Here is a 19,173-nt window from a genome sequence, read left to right on the forward strand (position 1 = left end):
TTTTCGCTACTTTTTCTCAAAAAATTTTTTTGGTTAAAAATTGTTTTTATTTGATACTTTTTCTCAAAAAAATTTTTTTGGTTTTATAGACAATCACAGATGTAATACTCTGTCCTGAATCTCCTGAGTACGTCCCTGATTCCAGTACTGTGTACCGATATATCCACATGTTCTTCTGGCAACAGACATCTTGCTCTGATCACGGTTTCCGCAGTTCGGACACTCCCAGACAAGCTTACCCATCTCATCTTCAACGATCTTGATCTCGCCGTCATATCCGCAGCACTCACAGTAATCTGACTTTGTGTTAAGCTCGGCATACATGATATTGTCATAGATGAACTTCATAACGCTGAGTACAGCAGGAATATTGTTCTGCATGTTAGGAACCTCAACGTATGATATAGCGCCTCCCGGTGAAAGCTTCTGGAAATCAGCCTCAAACTTAAGCTTTGTGAAGGCATCGATCTTCTCACGTACATTTACATGATATGAGTTTGTAACATAGTTATGATCTGTTACACCCTTGATGATACCGAATCTCTTCTGAAGCGCCTTGGCAAACTTGTATGTTGTTGACTCCATAGGTGTGCCGTAAAGTGAATAGCTGATGTTCTCTGCCTTTCTCCACTCAGCACACTTATCATTCATGTGCTGCATTACCTTAAGTGCAAATGGCTTTGCCTCAGGATCTGTATGTGACTTTCCTGTCATACGAACGCACATCTCGTAAAGACCTGAATAGCCGAGAGATATGGTTGAGTAGTTTCCGTAAAGAAGTCTGTCTATCTTCTCGCCCTTCTTAAGTCTTGCAAGAGCGCCGTACTGCCAAAGGATAGGTGCAACATCTGATGTAGTTCCGAGAAGTCTCTCGTGACGAAGTCTGAGTGCTCTGTGGCAAAGTTCAAGTCTCTCGTCAAAGATATTCCAGAAAAGATCCATATCTCCATGAGAAGCACATGCCACATCAACAAGGTTGATAGTTACTACACCCTGATTGAAACGTCCATAATACTTGTGTTTACCTTCAGCAAATGTCTTGCTGTTTGACTTATTGCCGGCATCGCAGAGGCCTTCTGCATTATTTTCATTATCAGGTGTAAGGAATGAACGGCATCCCATGCAAGGATATACATCACCCTTATACTCAATCATCTTCTTGGCTGAGATGTAGTCAGGTACCATTCTCTTGGCTGTGCACTTTGCTGCAAGCTCTGTGAGATAATAGTATCTTGACTGAGGATAGATATTGTCCTCATCAAGAGTATAGATGATCTTAGGGAATGCAGGTGTGATCCATACACCCTTCTCATTCTTGACACCCTTCATTCTCTGCTTCAGAACTTCCTCGATAACCATGGCAAGATCGTCTCTTGTCTGTCCCTCAGGAACCTCATCAAGATACATGAACATAGTTACGAAAGGCGCCTGACCGTTACAGGTCATAAGTGTGATGAGCTGATACTGGATAGTCTGTACTCCACGGGTCACTTCCTCATGGAGACGTTTCTCAACGATCTTTCTGATCTGATCATCTGTCATCTCAACACCGGCTTCGGCATTCTCCTCCACTACCTGATTCTTTATCTTCTGGCGTGAAATGTCTACGAACGGTGCAAGATGCGAAAGTGTAAATGACTGTCCGCCGTACTGGTTTGAAGCCACCTGTGCAATGATCTGTGTTGTAATGTTGCAGGCTGTGTAGAAGCTGTGTGGCTTCTCAATCATTGTCTGAGATATAACTGTTCCGTTCTGAAGCATATCCTCAAGGTTAATGAGGTCACAGTTGTGCTCCTTCTGGGCAAAATAGTCAGAATCATGGAAATGTATGATTCCCTCTTCATGAGCCTTTACGATATCCTCAGGAAGAAGAAGTCTCTTTGTAAGATCCTTTGATACCTCGCCCGCCATATAGTCACGCTGTGTTGAATTTATAACAGGATTCTTGTTTGAGTTCTCCTGCTTGAGTTCCTCATTGGACTGATCGATAAGTGAAAGGATATCATCATCTGTAGTGTTGGACTTACGGGCGATTTCTCTCTTATAACGATAACGAACATACTTCTGGGCAACCTCATAGCCTCGCATCTCCATGATGCCGGTCTCAACCATGTCCTGAATCTCTTCTACGCTGACTGCTCTATTGAGTCTTGCACACTTGCTTGCTACATTGTCAGCAACGCCCATGATCTGGTACTCATTCATCTGGTAGATAGGTTCTACCTCATTGTTGGCCTTACGGATAGCATTCGCAATCTTTGTAAGATCGAACTGTACTTCCTTTCCGTTACGCTTGATTACATTCTGCTTAACAGTCTCTGTTAATACTTCCATCTTTGCTCCCCCTATAGCTCCCTCAAAACTCGAAAAAATCTCCAACTCATCTCTTTGATGACCTGAAAGCTCTTCTGTGATTCAATCTGACAATACTGACATTCCCATCGGTATGTGTCATAAAAAAATATTTATTTCATGTGTTCTTCACTCACCAAATATTGTTTTGAACTTCGTGTCAAACACTACATCTTGTGTATAGATAAAATATACTACTATTTCAGGCTAAATGAAACAGCAAAAGCAAAAAAGTCATTTTTTTGTAAAAAACGTAGAATTTTGCGCTCTTCACTCTTACTTATAGAACCACGTGATTTCAGCTGTTTTTAATATCAGAATCCCGTAGTTAAAGGACTTTCCCGTCAACTCACTAAATCACGGCTGTTTTGTTAATTTTGCTGTCTTGATTTTATATTCTTAAGTGTTCAGTTAATTTTTCTTTTTGAGCTTATGGGTTATAACACAAAAATCCCCACGCAGTCAACCTGCGTGGGGATAGAAAATATCATATTAAGAACACCATATATTGTATATCCGGTCATCTACGACATAATATACTGTGATTATAATCTTTGACCCGTATCATCCGAAAAAAGACCGGTGTCTATAACCATACTACATATTGTGCATCTGCTGCATCAATAGCATACAGATATATCACGCTCAAACGTAACACAAAAGCCAATCATACATATAGTGTTGTACAGCCGGCTAATGAATCACTTGATAGGGATTACGCCGCCTTCATATGTGTTGTTGATATAATCTGTAATTTCCTGTGACTGAAGAACCTCAACAAGCTTCTTTGCCCACTCAGAATCAGCATCTGCTTCTGATACAGCTACAATGTTGGCATAAGTCTGAGCTGCCTCTGAAGAAGCATCCTCCTGAGCAAGGGCATCTGATGGCTTGAAACCTGCATCGATAGCGTAATTTCCGTTCATGCATGCGAAATCAACTGACTCAATTGAACGTGGAATCTGAGCAGCCTCAACCTCAAGGATCTCAACCTTGTGAGGATTCTCAACGATATCCTGCTTTGTAGCAGTGAGACCTACACCATCCTTAAGTGTGATAACACCCTGAGCCTGAAGAAGCTGAAGTGCACGTGCCTCATTTGTAGTATCATTAGGAACTGCAATCTGAGCCCCGTCATCGATATTCGCAAGGTCGTTTGACTTTCCTGCATAGATTCCGAACGGCTCATAGTGTACAACGCCTACTGATGTAACGTGAGTATTGTTCTCGGCATTGAAATCATCAAGATATGGCTGGTGCTGGAAATAGTTAGCCTGAAGCTCACCCTGATCTACAGCAAGGTTTGGCTGAACATAATCATTGTAAACAACTACCTCTATGTTGATGCCTGCTGCCTTAAGAGCATCCTTAGCTGCTTCAAGTATCTCAGCGTGCGGGCTCGGTGTAGCACCGATCTTGATGTCTACAGGCTCCTCAAGAGGTGTGATGTCTCCGTCAGCTGTCTCTTTCTTCTCGTCAGCAGCCTTTGTCTCCTCAGCCTTTGTCTCCTCTGCTGCGGCTGTTGTTTCAGCTGCTGCCTCTGTCTTTGCTGCTTCTGTCGCAGCAGTTGCAGAGCTTGATGAACCGCAGCCTGCAAGTGATGCTGCTGCAAGTAATGCCGCAAGTGTTACTGCAAGATTTTTCTTCATAATGATTTCCCTCCTCATTTATCTGCATCATAACCCGTCGTTTTTCAGAACAGTTTATGCTGCATGTCAGGTTCAAATCTGCCCTGACAGAATTCTTCGGATAGTCTCTCCGAATACCTCGCCTTGATAAACAGGCATGTTCCTCTATCTTAGGTCAATGTTCTATATAAACATTAACATAAAATACCATATCAGAGTGTCAAAGCCTCAGCTTCTGATTCTCTTATCCGTTGCTCTTGAAAGCCTCATCCAGAGTTCCTGAATGATCTGCACAAGCACTACCAGTACTACAACTGCCACCATCATGATGTCTGTCTTATAACGATAGTAACCATAGTTAAGGGCAATGGCTCCGAGTCCTCCGCCTCCGACAAAACCTGCCATAGCCGAATAGCTGAGAATTGTTGTGATACAGATTGCGGCGCCCACAAGAAGGCTTGGCTTAGCTTCAGGTATAAGAACCTTTGTAATGATCTGCCAGTTGCTGGCTCCCATGGATTTAGCCGCCTCTATGACTCCGGCGCTAACTTCCTTTAAGGAAGACTCCACCATACGTCCGATGTAAGGAGCCGACGCTATGATAAGCGGCGGAATGATAGCCTTTGGTCCCAGTGTAGTTCCCACAAGAAGCTTGGTAAGCGGAAGTACCATAACAAGCAGAATAAGAAACGGTATGGATCTGAAAATATTGATGATAACGCCAAGCACCGTATGAACCGGACTGCACGGAGCTATGCCATCCTTATCGGTAACAACAAGTATGACACCGAGCGGAATGCCTATGAGATATGATATGGCACTGGAAATAAGTGTCATATAAATGGTCGCCCAGGTTTCCTCAAGATACATGGAAATTGATGCAGCATCCATCAGTCCACCTCCTCAAAAATGATATCATTGGTTCTAAGATACTGTTTAATTTTATCAGCATCCTCCTCTTTATCCGGAAGTTCTATGATCATCTGTCCGACAGCCTTTCCTTCTACCTCTTTTGTATTGGCAAACAGGATATTTACCGGGATCTTACAGCTTAATGTCATATCCGATATTATGGGCTGATGCGCAGAATGTCCGTCAAATACTATACGTATCTTTTTATTGCCGCCTTCCCCGAAAATCACCGGTCTTGCAGAATCAGCATCTCCGTCCCCAAGTATAAGTCTTCTTCCTATCTCTGTTTTAGGATTGTTAAATACTTCCGACACAGGGCCGCTCTCTGCGATGTGACTGTGATCAATGATGGCAACCGAATCACATATAGCCTCAATAACTGACATCTGGTGAGTAATGACTATAACTGTAACTCCCATCTCTTCATTTATCTTTTTAAGAAGATCGAGTATCTGTGTTGTGGTTTTAGGATCCAGTGCTGATGTTGCTTCATCGCAAAGCAACACTTTGGGATTGGTGGCAAGAGCTCTTGCGATAGCCACCCTCTGCTTCTGACCTCCGGAAAGCTGTGCCGGATAGTTCTTGACTCTTTCCTCAAGTCCTACCATCTTAAGAAGCTCCATAGCTCTTTCTCTTGCCTGCTTCTTATCAACTCCGGCTATCTCCAGTGGAAATGTTACATTATTAAGAAGATTTCTCTGATCAAGAAGATTGAACTGTTGGAATATCATACCCATATTTCTTCTTGCTTCACGAACTTCCTTGTCCGAAAGGTCGCCGAGGGACTTTCCCTCGAAGATAACCTTTCCGCTGGTAGGAATCTCAAGGTAGTTGATACACCTTACAAGTGTAGATTTACCCGCACCGGAAAGTCCGATGATTCCCTGAATCGAACCCTCCTTTATATCCAGATTGATGTCATCAAGAGCCACTACATCCCCGGAACTTGTATGGAATGCTTTGCCCATGTTAACCAATCGGATGATATTGTCACCCTTTGCCATTAAATCCTCCCAAAATGTGATTTTATTCATGAATCGCGGGCTCGACGTCATTTACCCACCATTCCTTTATATCATCGGCTTTATTACCTCAGTGATAATCAGTATGTCGTTATAATTAAGGGAAATAAAAAAAGCTTCAAATATGAATTAGATTCTAGTATATGAAATGTCTATAATCAATTATGTAAAAGCGATAATGAGCTATAAACAGAAGCTATAGCAGAAATTCTGATGTTATGAAATGGACACTCTTGTCCTGCTTGAATTCTTCCTTTGCGGAGGATGAGGCGCCAGGCGCCACTGGTGTCTGCTTAACGCGGGTGCACAACGTCCACTGAACGTTGGCTTTGCACCGACCGAAGTGGAACGAAAACGAAGAGGAGCGGAGATTGAACCCCCTGGGGTCAAGCGACGCCTCTGCTTCGGTCAAAAAAAGAGTTCTCTTGCTAAGCAAGAGAACTCTTTACATTTAATGCGGAGGATGGGACTTGAACCCACACGTCCTACCGGACACAAGATCCTTAGTCTTGCCTGTCTGCCAATTTCAGCACCTCCGCGCGACTCGTATATATTAGCAATTGAATGCTCTTCTGTCAACAAACTTTTCAAAAAAAATCATCACCCCCGGGTAAGTACACAAGTTCAGCCAATGCCTTTATTGAAATGCCTATCAAAGCTTTTACCTGACCGGATTTTCGACGAGAAGCATCAACTTCCTTTGAAAATCCGTGCCACGATGCCGTAAGCTCCGAGGAAACGCTGATATAATCAGTGTTTCCTCAGATATTTCATTCATTGGCTGAACCGTTACCACACCCCTTTTCTCTACTCTCCTATCAGTTCTTTTCCCTCATATAATGATATATAAGCTGAACATCACCTACAAACTCCTTTGTATCCTCAGAGTCTATGGCAAGCTTTATATGATCTTCAGCTTTATAATCCGTGATAGATACCCCTATATAAAATTCATCCTTAATCTCCTTAATATATGGAATGCTCACCCGCGCCGTCATATCTTCATCTGCAGTAAGTTTTCTCAGGTCAAATTGAAGTCCCTGCCAGAATATCTGTTTTTTATCCTTATCAAAAACAGATACCGTAACCGGCCAATCAAAGAAAAATCCTGCATTACCTGCATTTCTGAAAGACACATCAAGATTTATTGTATTCTTTGAGAAGTCGTATCTGGCCTTGAGATTTGACACATATATCCTGTAACCCATTCTCTTCACTATGGAATCCAAAGCTGTAGAATATTTCTCATCTGTAAGGTCCGGAACCATCGGTCCGATGAAGGTCATCTGTGAATCCGAAATATCCTGAAGCACTTCTCCGAGATCTGTTCCCAGCATCTCATCCATAGCTATACCACTTGTGAATTCTCCTCCAACCGGAGCTGTCATACCTATATTTGGAGCTGTCAACAGATTCAAGTTCTTTCCTTTGGTATCCTGGGCTCCTCCCTCGTTGATCCACTGAAGCCACTCATCGGTATCAGTATGATCCCCAACCATATCATTGAAAACCCCCATTCCTCCGGTAACACAGAAATCGTAGTTTCTTCTTGCCATTAGTCTATCATTGGTAAAATTCTGAGAGTATAATTCGGCATACTGTTGACAGATGTCCGCTGACGGCATCAGAGACCTTCCACTGTTATCAGTAGCATGCCATTCACCCCAGTGTCCAAGACTTCCTAACTGTACAAAAGAAACAAAATAGTCTTTCTTGCAATAATCAGCTAATGCTTCTATTGCTCTTGTATGATACTTAATAAATACTTTGTCTTCATAATCCGGAGAATACCCTTTCCCCAGTTCTGTATCATAGAAGTAACCTGTTCCTGTCTTTTCATACAGCCATCCCGGAATATCCATATGTTCCACATCTCCCGGAACATCACAGACAAATCTTAGAACAGCGTGTTTTTTTTCCTTTTTCCATCTGTCTATATTGTATCTTTTCTCGAGCCCTTCTATGTCATAAACTCCATCCTCCGGCTCCCACTCTGACCATTTGACAGGAATATATACAAGCTTTGTTTTCTCACATAATTCAACATTGGCCCCATCAGGTGCAAAACCCATGAGAGGATTGTCTGTCAATGTATAGTCCGGAGAATACTTAACCTCAAAATTAAGATCTGATCTATGAGCCATATAATATAGAATGCTTCCTATCAGAACTGCAAGCACCAGGATTATGACGTATTGAATGGCATAGCTTTTACTTTTATCCATTATATTCCCCGTTATACTGAATCAGGCTTACATCCTTGACTCCCGGAAGAGCATCAATCTTCTCAACAAAAGGCATATTCTCCTGCTTTGACATAAGCTCTACAGTCAGTTCAGTATTTCCTTTTCTCATGGTCTTTGACTTTATCTGATACTTGTGATTGCCAAACTGCTTAAGAATGTCTGCTCCTGTTTCCTCACCTTCATAATGAATCACCAGGATATATATGACACCCTCTTTCTTCTTTATAAAGAAATGTCTCACGAGGATATACATTACCAGCATGGTAATTAATGCAAGAGGATATATACGTGCAGCCACTATGATTCCTATAGATATTGACCAGAAAACATACAGGAGATCTACAGGATCCTTGATGGCAGTCCTGTAACGAACGATGGACAATGCACCAACCATTCCAAGAGATATAACTATATTACTGCTGATAGCAAGTGTCAGTGCGCAAGGAAGAATAGTCATCCCCACCAGTGTCATTGCAAATGAAGATGAATAGACAACCCCGCCATAATATTTTCTGTAAATTCGCTGTATCAGAAGTCCCAGGAGAATAGCAACTATCATAGCCGTAATAGTTGTAATGATAAAATCCAGTGTTATTCCGTTACTGGCTGTAAAAGCCTCCAGTGCCGACCTTTTAAAATAATCTTTAGCATTCATCTCAAACCCTCCATCCCACATTATTGCGGGCTATGTAATTCTTTATATAGACTTTATCCTTAAAATATATGCCAGTTTTTCTCTGCAAACCTGCCACAGTTCTTACTTATACCGGCTGTAACATCAGTAAGTTGGTGAGCAGCGTCATAGCACGACACGTATTTCGAAAAAGCGACAAACTCCTGTCCGTCAGTCGGAAGCAATTCACTGATTATCTGAGGCAAAAACTCCGTATACTTAACCTCCAGTACTTCCACACCCTCATCTATGGCAGGAAGTTTAGGAAGAGTTTCGTCAAATATATCGAAACTTCCTACTGCGGCAGCGACTTCACTGTCAAATGTTATCCTGACAGTTCCCTCATCAAGGATAAGGGGCAGTCTCTTATAGTCAACGATGACCTTAGGTCTCAGAAGATTAGTTAAGCATTCCACATAGAATTCCTTACAAAGGTTTTCTTTCTTTTCAAGCAGAAAGCCGTAATCCCCTGCCATTATCCTTTCAAATTCTTCTCTCGTGATATCTGCCATTTCTTTGAATATATAGCTTCCGCTCTTTTTCTTTCTTTCAAGCGATATCTTTGCATCACTATAGTTATATATCCTTATACGCCATTTCTTTCTTGCATATACTCCCATGAGCTTCTGATTATATGCAGTATTCTTATAATCATCAAAGTACAGGCTCCTTATCTCATACCCGTCCTCTTTAGCATGTTTATCAAGGTGCAGAAAAGGTGCCAGTCTTCTTCTGAGAAGCTCACCCTCACTATGGGAAATCAAGTATTTCCACTCATTTCTATATATATCTTTTGGCTTCTCCATTATTCTATCTCCGTATTCTGGAACTAATTCATGATTGATTTTTCCACTGTTCCATCCTCTCTTATATAGAAGCAAAGCACTCCACGAACAGTAGTCTTCTTTTCTGTGTTGTAAAACTCATAGGCTTCCTGTGTAAGTCCGGTTCCGTTGTCGCTCTTCGCCGTCACCTTAACAAAATACTGTCCCGGCGAAAGCTTACCTGCAGAAAAAACTGTTTCTTTAATGTCCGTTTCCTTTGCCTTTACGGTACTGAAATCCCATGAATCTGATATTTCCACATCATAAGAAACATTTCCGTTAAGACAATAGGACTCATCCCAGTTAACATGCAGCTCTCCGTCCTTGATTTCCGGTTCATTTATATGGAAAGGAGCCGGTGTTTCCAATGAGTCATAGTAGGCATAGTAATTTCTGTCTATCTGTTCAGGTATCTTTAAAATCAGGTTATCATAGTTATCCTGCGTCACTCTTGCATAAGCCATATCAGGCGCATCATACAGATACCTTTTTACTTTCTTTGCCATCTTCTTTACTTTTATAAAAACATTTGCAGAAGACAGTTCAGAATCATGCAGCTCTTTTATTCTTTCGCTAAGTTCATCCACACAATGCTGATCCTTAAGCATACGGCTGAATAGAACAGAATCCGTATACAGATATATACCCTTCTCCCATCCCGGTGTATAATCCGCATCCTTAAGTTCTTTATAGTCCTCACGAAGAGCGCCGTCATTATCCCATGGGATAAAATAAAACCTGTCTGAGCCCGTAGGACTGTAGATATAAAAATTCTCTGTATCCGTATCCTTGTTATCCATTAGAATATTGAACGCCATAAAAGTATAAATATTATCCTCATCAAAATAGGTTTTCACTATATCCCTGATACTAATTTCAGGATCATTCACAGCATCGAGCATTTTTATGAGACTGCTGTAATCATCGCTCCCCTTTGCCTCCAGAAGCTCTTCAAATTTCTTTTGATCGTATCCTGAACTTGTGGGTTGCATGATCACATCGCTGTGCCGGCCGAAATCAAAGTTTTCCGCCTTGTACAGTTCTCCCGATCCGTCAAGTCTTCTGTTGTTAAGGTACCTTTTATTTATAGCCTCCACCATTGTGTATAGACCATAGTCCACAAACAGGTCTCCGTATTCCGACTGTTCATCTCTGACATACAGATGAACAAACCTGGTTCTCGTTGACAAGAGTTCATCTATATCAGTTAAAAGGTCATAGCACAGCTTGTTTGTAAATCTGAAAGGATCCGTAAAACTTTTTGAAAGTATAAATGTCTTTATTCCCGACACATTGCCACTTCCCGGATTAATCTTTATACGATAGCTTTTCTGCTGCCTTTTTGATGATTTTTCTCCCGAAAGCCTTACCGTGGCATTGGCAGACATGTTTCCATACCCGAAGGCATCTGAAGTAGGTCCGTCATCATTTCCAAACTGAACAAGTGCGTCACAGTAATACGGTTCTTCGCCCCGTTCTTCATACCAGGAAAGCTCATGTTCATTGATTTCTTCCCAGCTGTGTTTCCCATCTCCGCTATTCTGCTGTTCTCCGACAGTCAGATACATGACATCTTTAGCAAACGGTTCATCGTAAAGTGCATCATAGTCCTTCACCGAAAGCAATGCATCCTTTGATGCCTTTTCATAGAAGTCCTGTGGAAAGGCCCAATATAAAAATCTGTCTATTAGGCTTTCCTCACTGTTTTCTTTTGTTTGATTTTCTGATGTGACATTTGCAGTATTGCATCCTGATAGCACGGAAGCTGTCAAAAGCAATGCCATGATGCTTTTAATTATATTATTATTTTTCATTTCAATTCCTTTTCGAAAGGTTTTACTGTACCATCCTCATTTACGATGAAGCAGTAGCATCCATAGTGCTTTCCATATCCGCCTTCAGAATAGTAGTCAAAACATTCCATGGTATATCCAGATTCATTTGTTGCCTTAACTCTCAAAAAATAGGTACCTGGTTCCAATACCATCGTTGAAGCGAAGGGAACGGTAAGTTCATGACCTTCGTCTAGAACATCATTAAATCCGGCATCCTTCGCAAGGATAAAATCATATTTCACATCTTCATCGTTATAGTCATACGAAATTTCCCAATTAAGTATGGTTTCTCCTTTTTCTCTGTCGATATTAGGAACATCAACAAAGAAAGGCCATGGATTCTTCATGGATTCAAGGAATAATCTATAGTTATCTTCCACTTCCGAACCTAGTGCCTGTGCAAACAAATCATAGCTTTCTTCATCTTGAAACTTTGAATTATCAAAATCAGGCATAGAAAACAGATACGGCTTTACAACTTCTTTATATCCATCAACCATTTTCTGGACCTTTTCAGGTGTGACATAATTATCGTATATATCCTCAACTGCCGAAGTTAACATATCTCTGTATTTCTGTACCTTCATCATGCGCCTTACAAGGACAAGTCCCAAAAATTTTGTCATTCCCTGTTCCCAGGATTCTCCGTCATGCCTTCCTTTAAATCTGTTAAATCCATAATGGAATGAAGCATCCATATCCCAACATATGAAGTAAAACTTTTGAGAATTAAGAGGACTGTATATAAACAGATTCCTGGCTCCCGTATCCATATTTCCTATCAGAATATTGAATGCCATCCAATAACAAAGATTTTCTGCATCAAAGTGTTCTTCTACTATCTTTTCTATGGGTTTTGAATAATTCTGGATATCTTCTATGGTTTCCTGAAGTTTAGAAACATCTCCGTCTCCCTTTTCCTCAAGGTACATATCGAAGGACGCTTGGTCAAATTCGGGGTCATCCTTCGCCATCATGATTTCATCCATTTTATTCCACTCAAAAAAGGAAACTTTATACATCTGACCATTTTCATCCAAATTATGATTTTTCAGGAAGGTTCTGTTTACCTGCTCCACCATGGTGTAAAGACCATAGTCAGAAAAACCGTCACTGTTTTCTGTTGTCTCATCTTTAACATACAGATGAACAAACTGAGTCCTCCCTCCAATCAGTTGTGGTATCTCTTTCAGAAGGTCATAGCAAAGTTTGTTTTCAAACCTAAACGGTGTTCCAACGTGTTTATTCAGATCCAGCGTTCTCTGTTCCCTAAACTTTCCTTTTCCGTCTTTTATTCTGATCTTATAATTTTTTTGTTTTGACTTCGAAGAAGTCTGTCCTCGTACCTGAATAGAAACATTGGGCACTGTTTCCTGATATCCGAAAGATTCTTTTCCTATTCCTTCACCTGTTTCATCTATTTGAAGCAACCCTTCAACCTTGTAACGGTCGACACCCATTTTCTTATAATCATAAACTGAATAAGTATTTATCTCATCCCATGTATGATTACTACCGTCAGCATCATTTCCCTTACTGACCGTAAGATACATGGTTATAACCGAAAGTTCATCATCAGCATTATAGAGTTCTTTGTTGTCCTTAATATTTCCTTCAGTAATTACTGCTTTATTAATACGTTCAACCTCTGTATCCTTATCATTGTTTTCTTCCGTATCATATTCGGTTATTTCTCCCGATGATTTTTCTTCATCTGAAGAAAGATCATACAAACCATCTTCGCTTGTGCTTTCATCAAGAGAATAATATTCATTTACTAGTGTTTCTTGGGAACTTGAGCTTTCCTTATCTGTTCCGCCTGTTACCCCCGGTTCAGGAGTGATTTCTCCGCATGCAGAAAACAGGATTACGAGAAGGGTTACTATCCCGCATAAAAGAATTCTATTCTTTTTCAATGTCTCATTCCCTCCTTCTGTAAACTCTTCTCTGCTGCTGTTTCTTTGTCTCTGCGAATCTTTTCTTCTTTTTTTCTTATTCTTTCATCCAGTTTCCGGCTTATTTCTGTAAAAATTCCGCACTTTTCGTTTTCAATAAGCTGTTGGCGTGCAAGAAGAAAATAGCTAAGCCTTTTGGTATACCAGTTAAGCCTCACAAGTGAGTAAAAATAAAATGCAAGCGCCCCGATAAAAAAACCGGCTCCGAAAAACTGAACATCTCCATATAGAATCTGCCACAACGTTGCACCCGTACTTACAAGCGAAAAAAGCACAGTCCCCGTAAAAGCTCCCTCATAATCCGCAAAGTACAGCTGAATAAGCATTATGGAATTCGCAATTGCATATACTCCGTAACCGACACATAGGAACTTATATATAGCGAGAGACAAGGAACTGATTCCGGGGAATAGATATTTCATAACAGGAGCCCCGATCACAACGAACAGAACCGTGGTAAACAGCTGCTTACATCCTAGATATATAAGTTCCCTTTCCATAACATCCAGCATTTCTTTTTCCGCAAGCTTGATATCCTTTATGGCTCCTTTACTTGCAAAAAGGCCGTAATAATCACTGTATTTAGGATAAAAGTTAACCTCAACCGATATCACAAAACTTATGGTGGTTATGAGAAGAGAGAAAAAAGACACAAGTGCCGGAACATCATACTCAGGAGCTCCATAGAATCCTCCGCTTACCTGAACCCTTAGGGGTCCGAAATACATAACTATGAGATGCCCGAAAAGACCTATCCTGATAAGTGCTCCGGAAAGAGCAAGCGTCGGAAATTTATCAAAGTATTTAAGGAAAGAAAAATTACTGCCACGGCTTTTGGGAAAGTAATCCAACAAAAGTTTCTGCTGCCTTACCGCAAGAATTCCATAGGATAAAATGACACATGAAAGAAAACTCTCTACACTTCCTTTTCCCATCAGTACAAAAATCAGTGCTACCAGAAATCCGAACATCAGGGATATGGTGAAGCTAAGAACTATGGAATTAAAGTCCTTAATTGCTGTCAGATATATCATCTCCGTCCATACGATAATAAGTACCATGGCAAGCCATAGACAAAGTATGCATTGAACCGCATTTTCCGAAGATATTATAAGAAAAGGCGTATATATTACCGCACATATCACCAGCTCAATGACTGAAACTCCGTAAAAGGATGGCATGATACCGGTATTCCTCCCCTGATATATCATGTCCGAAACATAACGGGTCACCACCATATTAAAGAATGTGGTAACAAGAAGTGCCACCAAAAGGGAATATGTCAGCATACAGTTAAGCAGCTCCCTGTCATGTTCTGAAAGTCCTGAAATCTGTGCAAGCATTGAAACACCGGCTAAAAGTGCAACTCCGAGTATCATTGGACCTATAGTCACGATTCCGGCATAACCATATGCTTTACACAGATTCATTATTCCTTTTTTGTCAAAAAGCTTTTTTAAACTAAATCCTATGCCTGCCATCTGTTAAATACCTCTGAATAAACTCTCTGATAGCCTTTGATCATTTCTTCGTGGAGAAAAAAGCGTGCGACTCTGTTCCTTCCGGCTATCCCCATTTGATAACGCTTTTCCGGCTGTCGGCACATTATCATCATTGCATTTGTAAGTGCCGGAATATCCATCGGCGGCACACAGATTCCGGCCATTCCGATATCATCCTCCTGAGATATACCTGACAACAACTCCTTACAGTTTCCCACATCTGTGGTAACACAGGGTCTTCCTGCCGCAAAGGATTCAAGTACAGAAAGAGGCATTCCTTCTGATATACTTGAAAGAACCGTAAAGTCAAAATCTCCCATATGGTCCACCACATTTATGGAACCCATAAAGTTAATATCCTTAACGCCAAGCAGTTCCACGAGATCGTAGCACTCTCTGGCATACTCTTTATCATCTTCGGGACCTGCTATAAAAAGCCTGGCTTCAGGCACTCTTTCTTTTAGACCGGAAAAAGCATAAATCATGGTTTTTACATCTTTTATTGGAGCTATCCTGAGAACAGCACCTATATCCACGTAACCATTCTGTTTCTTTGGTCCTATATCTTTGAATCGCTCATAGTGAATACCGTTTCCTATGCTTACACATTTATCCGGTTCACATCCGAGATCCATCTGTATCTTTCTGGCACCGGAATAGAGACTTGTTATCATTTCAGCCTTATCGTAAGCACCGGCAGAAAGCATGTAGAAAAACCTTACCCAGAATTTCTTGAAAGTAGGTAATACCCACTTCGCTCTAATGATTTCTTCCTCTCTTTCACGGGTATATATACCGTGTTCCGAGATCATATACGGAACGTGATATCTGTAGCTTCCCAGCCTTGCCAGTATTCCACTGTATCCCGTGGCTATGGAGTGATATATATCTGCTTTTGGGATATCCGTATGAAGAAGGTAAAGCACAGGAAGAAACATCGACCTTATGGTATGAAAAAAATCCGAAAAAGCCGTATAGGTATACTCTTCTTCGCAAATGGATGTGAGAATATCAAGAAATTCCCTACTCATTAAAAAAGACATAGGATCTATCCTGTCATCTGCATACATTCTGAAAAGCATTTCCCAATCGGGGTTTTTACAATTTATAAAATCATGAAGGGTTCTTATTTCCTCATCAGTGAACTTATACTTCTTTGGTCTTGCTTTTTGCAAAAGAGCATCCCCAAGAAAAACCTCCCTGATCTCTACCACATTGGACGGCAGTTCATACCTGAACTTCCCTTTCATGGAAGAATCGGCTCCCACAGCCCATATGACAAATTCATGTTCAGGCATGGCCTTCATATACTGATGTATCCAGGTGGACACTCCACCTGTAACATAGGGATAACATCCCTCAAGGATCACACAAATTCTCATTCTGTCTCCTGTTTGAGTCTCACTACGACTTTATCTGTATCACACTGCAAAAGATAAAGATCATCAGTCATGGAAATATAGCTCCCTCCTGTGACATAATCTATCTTCTGCCCGTCGGACACTCTCAAAAGCATCCATGCCTCCTTATTGAAATCTCCGAAGTTAAGGGTTATTTCCCTGTCATTGATCCTACGTTCTACCTTTAAAAGGTCATAGTTCTGCACCGCTGCTGCCAGTTCCGAGCCCGTCATATTTCTTATATTCGGAAAACTCATATATAACCACTGCATATAATTCCTGAGATTTTCGTAAAGTTTTTTCCATCCCAACGCTGCGCCCCTGTCTTCATCCAGAACATCATCAGGATGATGGAAGTGCGTATTCACAAGATGAAAATTAAGCTCCGAAAGAGCCGCCAGTTCCATGTATTCATCTATTACGCAGCCTGAAGTGATTCTCGGAGTATTGATGATACCATCGGAAGAAACCTCGAACTCCTGCTCATAAGCCATATCTGTAGGCAGATAAACTGCTGCAATACTTCTGATTGTTGTATCATTCAAAAGCTTTCTTCCCTCTTCAGAAAGAACATTTGAAGGGGGAACATAAACTTTAAACTCCTCATCCGGGAAAAGTTCATCGGAAAATCCAAAAACCTCCAAAAGAGAATTTCTCATATCCTGAATCGAAGGCCACTGGATATAGGCGTCATACTGGTCTTTATAGTCGAAGTTTTCAAGAACAAGCGGCATATGGTTATATCCGTGAATACCGATTTCTCCTCCTGCATCAAGAAGCATATTTCCGAAATATCTGAATCTTGTTATCTCCTGATTTCTCGGAAACTCTCCCTCCACCTGATTGGAATAGTCCTCGATAACAAGACCCGTATAATGGATGCCGTATCTTCTTCCGAGTTCATAGATGTCATTCCACCAGACCTGTGAATAAAAATCCGCCACAGACATGTTGTAATCTCGTGAAACATATGTGCTGTCGCCTTCAGGTACCGGAGACGGAAAATCATCGATATAGAATGCGGCTCCGTTTATCACCGGATATACACAGAATTCTCCAAGCAGACTGTAGGCGGCACAATGTATCCCTCTGTAGGCTTTGTCCATTATTCCAAAGTTATCCATCACCACAGTGCCTTTACCCACCTTCCGTTTCCATATAACGGGAACAGGATACTCATCTGTAGACTTTACATACACTTCGCAGTCATCATAAAGGGCATAGGCCAAGGAAGATTCATATGCATCTATGATACCGAAGTCATGTGCGGAACCTCCGATCAAAAAATCCTTTTCAAAGTGAAGCCCTTCCACAACCACAGCTTCTCCGCTATCAGAAACTCCGAGAATTTCGAATAAACTTTTATAGCTTCCTGATGTTTCCGGCGGGAAAGCCACCATCAGATTACCGCCCTTTTTTACCCAGCTTTTTATTCCAACGATTTCTTCCGACAGTTTCTGATACTTGGTGACTGCCATGATGATCTTGTCATAATCCTTCAGCATGGAACATTTGAAATCCGATACATCACATTCATCTGAACTGATCTTCATTTGTGAAAGAATTGGATCCCACAGTTCCTTTGACTTTATGCTTTGAGGATCTCCCTCTTCAGTTATCAAAAGCGTTTTATAACTCTTGTTTTCAATCAGAGTTTCGCCATAATTATTTTTTTCCGAGCTTCCTTCCGAAGGTTCTTCAGTGTTTTTCATATCCACCAGGTTCACTTTAGGTAAAAGTTCCAGCACCTCGGGTCTTACGGTATACCTTACGTTTGCCTGTACCAGGATAAGAGCCACCATAAAGGCAACAAATACTGTTCCAAGCAGATACATCCCCAAAAGGTTGATCCTCGAAAGCTCTCTTTTTATTCTGACTTTTTGTTTTTTATCTGACGAATGCTCCATTTCCTTCTGTTTCTCCATCCCAAAATCGTGCAAGACTCTTCAGCTCCGATGAAAGATGAATACCTTTGTCTCTTATTTCCTTAAATATTTCTTTTATAAGCTTTCTGTCTCTCTCAAGAACTGCACCCTGAATCCTGTAAACATAGGTTTCCTCTCTGTCATTCCAGTCCGTCATCATATATCTGATGTCACTCTTCAGGGCTTCTATATCTTTAAGTCTGAGATCCGTTTGAGCTTTTTTGTTGATCAATGTCCACTTTCCGCGCTTGTCGGCTCTATGAAGTTCCTGTTCCAAAAGCCCTGAAAGTTTTAAAAGCTGGTTCTTAAGGCCCTCACCCTTAAGAAGTCCGCTATCTATATATAACTCTAACAATTTTCTATACTCTGTATCCAAGGCTTTGTTATCCGGCTCCTCAATCTTCCTCGCCATGATATCTCTGAACTTTAGATCGAACTCCTTTTGAATCTCTGTTAATGCCGTTGCCGCATAGTGAACCAACTCCGTATCACCGTTGGCCTTTGCTTCAAAAAGCTGCTTTACATAATCCTCAGGTCCCGAGTAAAGTACATCTATGATGAGAGCTCTTCTTGTTTCCGTATCATTCACCACCAGAGCCTCTGTGATCGGCACAACTTTTTCCTTTACATCATCCTCATCCATAACTATGCTTTTTGCACTTACATCCATGGCCTTCGCATCATCGGTCATTTTCAGAACCTCTGTAGGATTTCCAACTTCCAAATCGTCTGCTTCCCTTTCCTCATACCTGTTTGATATGCACTTTATGATAAGCATCAACAGACCAAAGACCGGAATAAGAAATGCCATACAAATGTCAATATATTCACATTTGATCTTCCTGAGCCTCAGCATCCCGATCGACAAGAAACAGCATGTATAATGTAATAAAAATACC

13 protein-coding genes and 1 tRNA gene are annotated in these 19,173 nt (G+C 41.1%); all 14 read right to left on the reverse strand.

What is annotated here, in order from left to right; all coding sequences use genetic code 11:
• Positions 1-93: 93 nt before the first annotated feature.
• Positions 94-2,334, reverse strand: a complete 2,241-nt coding sequence (nrdD, locus tag BM294_RS04400) for an anaerobic ribonucleoside-triphosphate reductase (RefSeq protein ID WP_091205263.1) — start codon at positions 2,332-2,334, stop codon at positions 94-96.
• A gap of 719 nt (positions 2,335-3,053) precedes the next feature.
• Entirely contained in the window at positions 3,054-4,001 is a 948-nt protein-coding gene (locus tag BM294_RS04405; RefSeq protein ID WP_091205265.1) for a MetQ/NlpA family ABC transporter substrate-binding protein, read from the reverse strand.
• A 207-nt stretch (positions 4,002-4,208) separates the two neighbouring features.
• Positions 4,209-4,871, reverse strand: a complete 663-nt coding sequence (locus BM294_RS04410; protein WP_091205267.1) for a methionine ABC transporter permease — start codon at positions 4,869-4,871, stop codon at positions 4,209-4,211.
• Positions 4,871-5,896 (reverse strand): methionine ABC transporter ATP-binding protein, encoded by a 1,026-nt coding sequence (locus BM294_RS04415; RefSeq protein WP_091205269.1) that lies wholly within the window; start codon positions 5,894-5,896, stop codon positions 4,871-4,873. The genes BM294_RS04410 and BM294_RS04415 overlap by 1 nt, the downstream gene beginning before the upstream one ends.
• 473 nt (positions 5,897-6,369) lie before the next feature.
• A tRNA-Leu gene (locus BM294_RS04420) sits at positions 6,370-6,453 on the reverse strand.
• 279 nt (positions 6,454-6,732) lie between these two features.
• Positions 6,733-8,139 carry a DUF4832 domain-containing protein gene (locus tag BM294_RS04425; protein ID WP_091205270.1) on the reverse strand — a complete coding sequence of 469 codons (1,407 nt, stop codon included), beginning with the start codon at positions 8,137-8,139 and terminating at the stop codon, positions 6,733-6,735.
• The gene (locus BM294_RS04430) at positions 8,132-8,815 is read right to left on the reverse strand and encodes a DUF4956 domain-containing protein (protein ID WP_091205272.1); all 684 of its coding nucleotides are present in this window, start codon (positions 8,813-8,815) and stop codon (positions 8,132-8,134) included. Before BM294_RS04430 ends, BM294_RS04425 begins: the two co-directional genes overlap by 8 nt.
• A 59-nt stretch (positions 8,816-8,874) precedes the next feature.
• The gene (locus tag BM294_RS04435) at positions 8,875-9,639 is read right to left on the reverse strand and encodes a polyphosphate polymerase domain-containing protein (protein WP_091205273.1); all 765 of its coding nucleotides are present in this window, start codon (positions 9,637-9,639) and stop codon (positions 8,875-8,877) included.
• A gap of 23 nt (positions 9,640-9,662) precedes the next feature.
• On the reverse strand, positions 9,663-11,471 hold the full coding sequence (locus BM294_RS04440; protein WP_091205275.1) for a CotH kinase family protein: 1,809 nt from the start codon (positions 11,469-11,471) through the stop codon (positions 9,663-9,665).
• Complete coding sequence (locus BM294_RS04445) at positions 11,468-13,408, reverse strand: CotH kinase family protein (protein WP_091205276.1); 1,941 nt, start codon at positions 13,406-13,408, stop codon at positions 11,468-11,470. Before BM294_RS04445 ends, BM294_RS04440 begins: the two co-directional genes overlap by 4 nt.
• Complete coding sequence (gene pelG, locus BM294_RS04450; RefSeq protein WP_091205278.1) at positions 13,405-14,928, reverse strand: exopolysaccharide Pel transporter PelG; 1,524 nt, start codon at positions 14,926-14,928, stop codon at positions 13,405-13,407. Before pelG ends, BM294_RS04445 begins: the two co-directional genes overlap by 4 nt.
• Positions 14,916-16,331 carry a GT4 family glycosyltransferase PelF gene (gene pelF / locus BM294_RS04455; RefSeq protein ID WP_091205279.1) on the reverse strand — a complete coding sequence of 472 codons (1,416 nt, stop codon included), beginning with the start codon at positions 16,329-16,331 and terminating at the stop codon, positions 14,916-14,918. The genes pelG and pelF overlap by 13 nt, the downstream gene beginning before the upstream one ends.
• The gene (locus BM294_RS04460; RefSeq protein ID WP_091205281.1) at positions 16,328-18,274 is read right to left on the reverse strand and encodes a DUF2194 domain-containing protein; all 1,947 of its coding nucleotides are present in this window, start codon (positions 18,272-18,274) and stop codon (positions 16,328-16,330) included. The genes pelF and BM294_RS04460 overlap by 4 nt, the downstream gene beginning before the upstream one ends.
• Complete coding sequence (locus BM294_RS04465; protein ID WP_139225848.1) at positions 18,237-19,085, reverse strand: hypothetical protein; 849 nt, start codon at positions 19,083-19,085, stop codon at positions 18,237-18,239. Before BM294_RS04465 ends, BM294_RS04460 begins: the two co-directional genes overlap by 38 nt.
• Positions 19,086-19,173: the final 88 nt, after the last annotated feature.

Source organism: Oribacterium sp. WCC10 (assembly GCF_900113415.1).
Classification (GTDB): Bacteria; Bacillota; Clostridia; order Lachnospirales; family Lachnospiraceae; genus Oribacterium.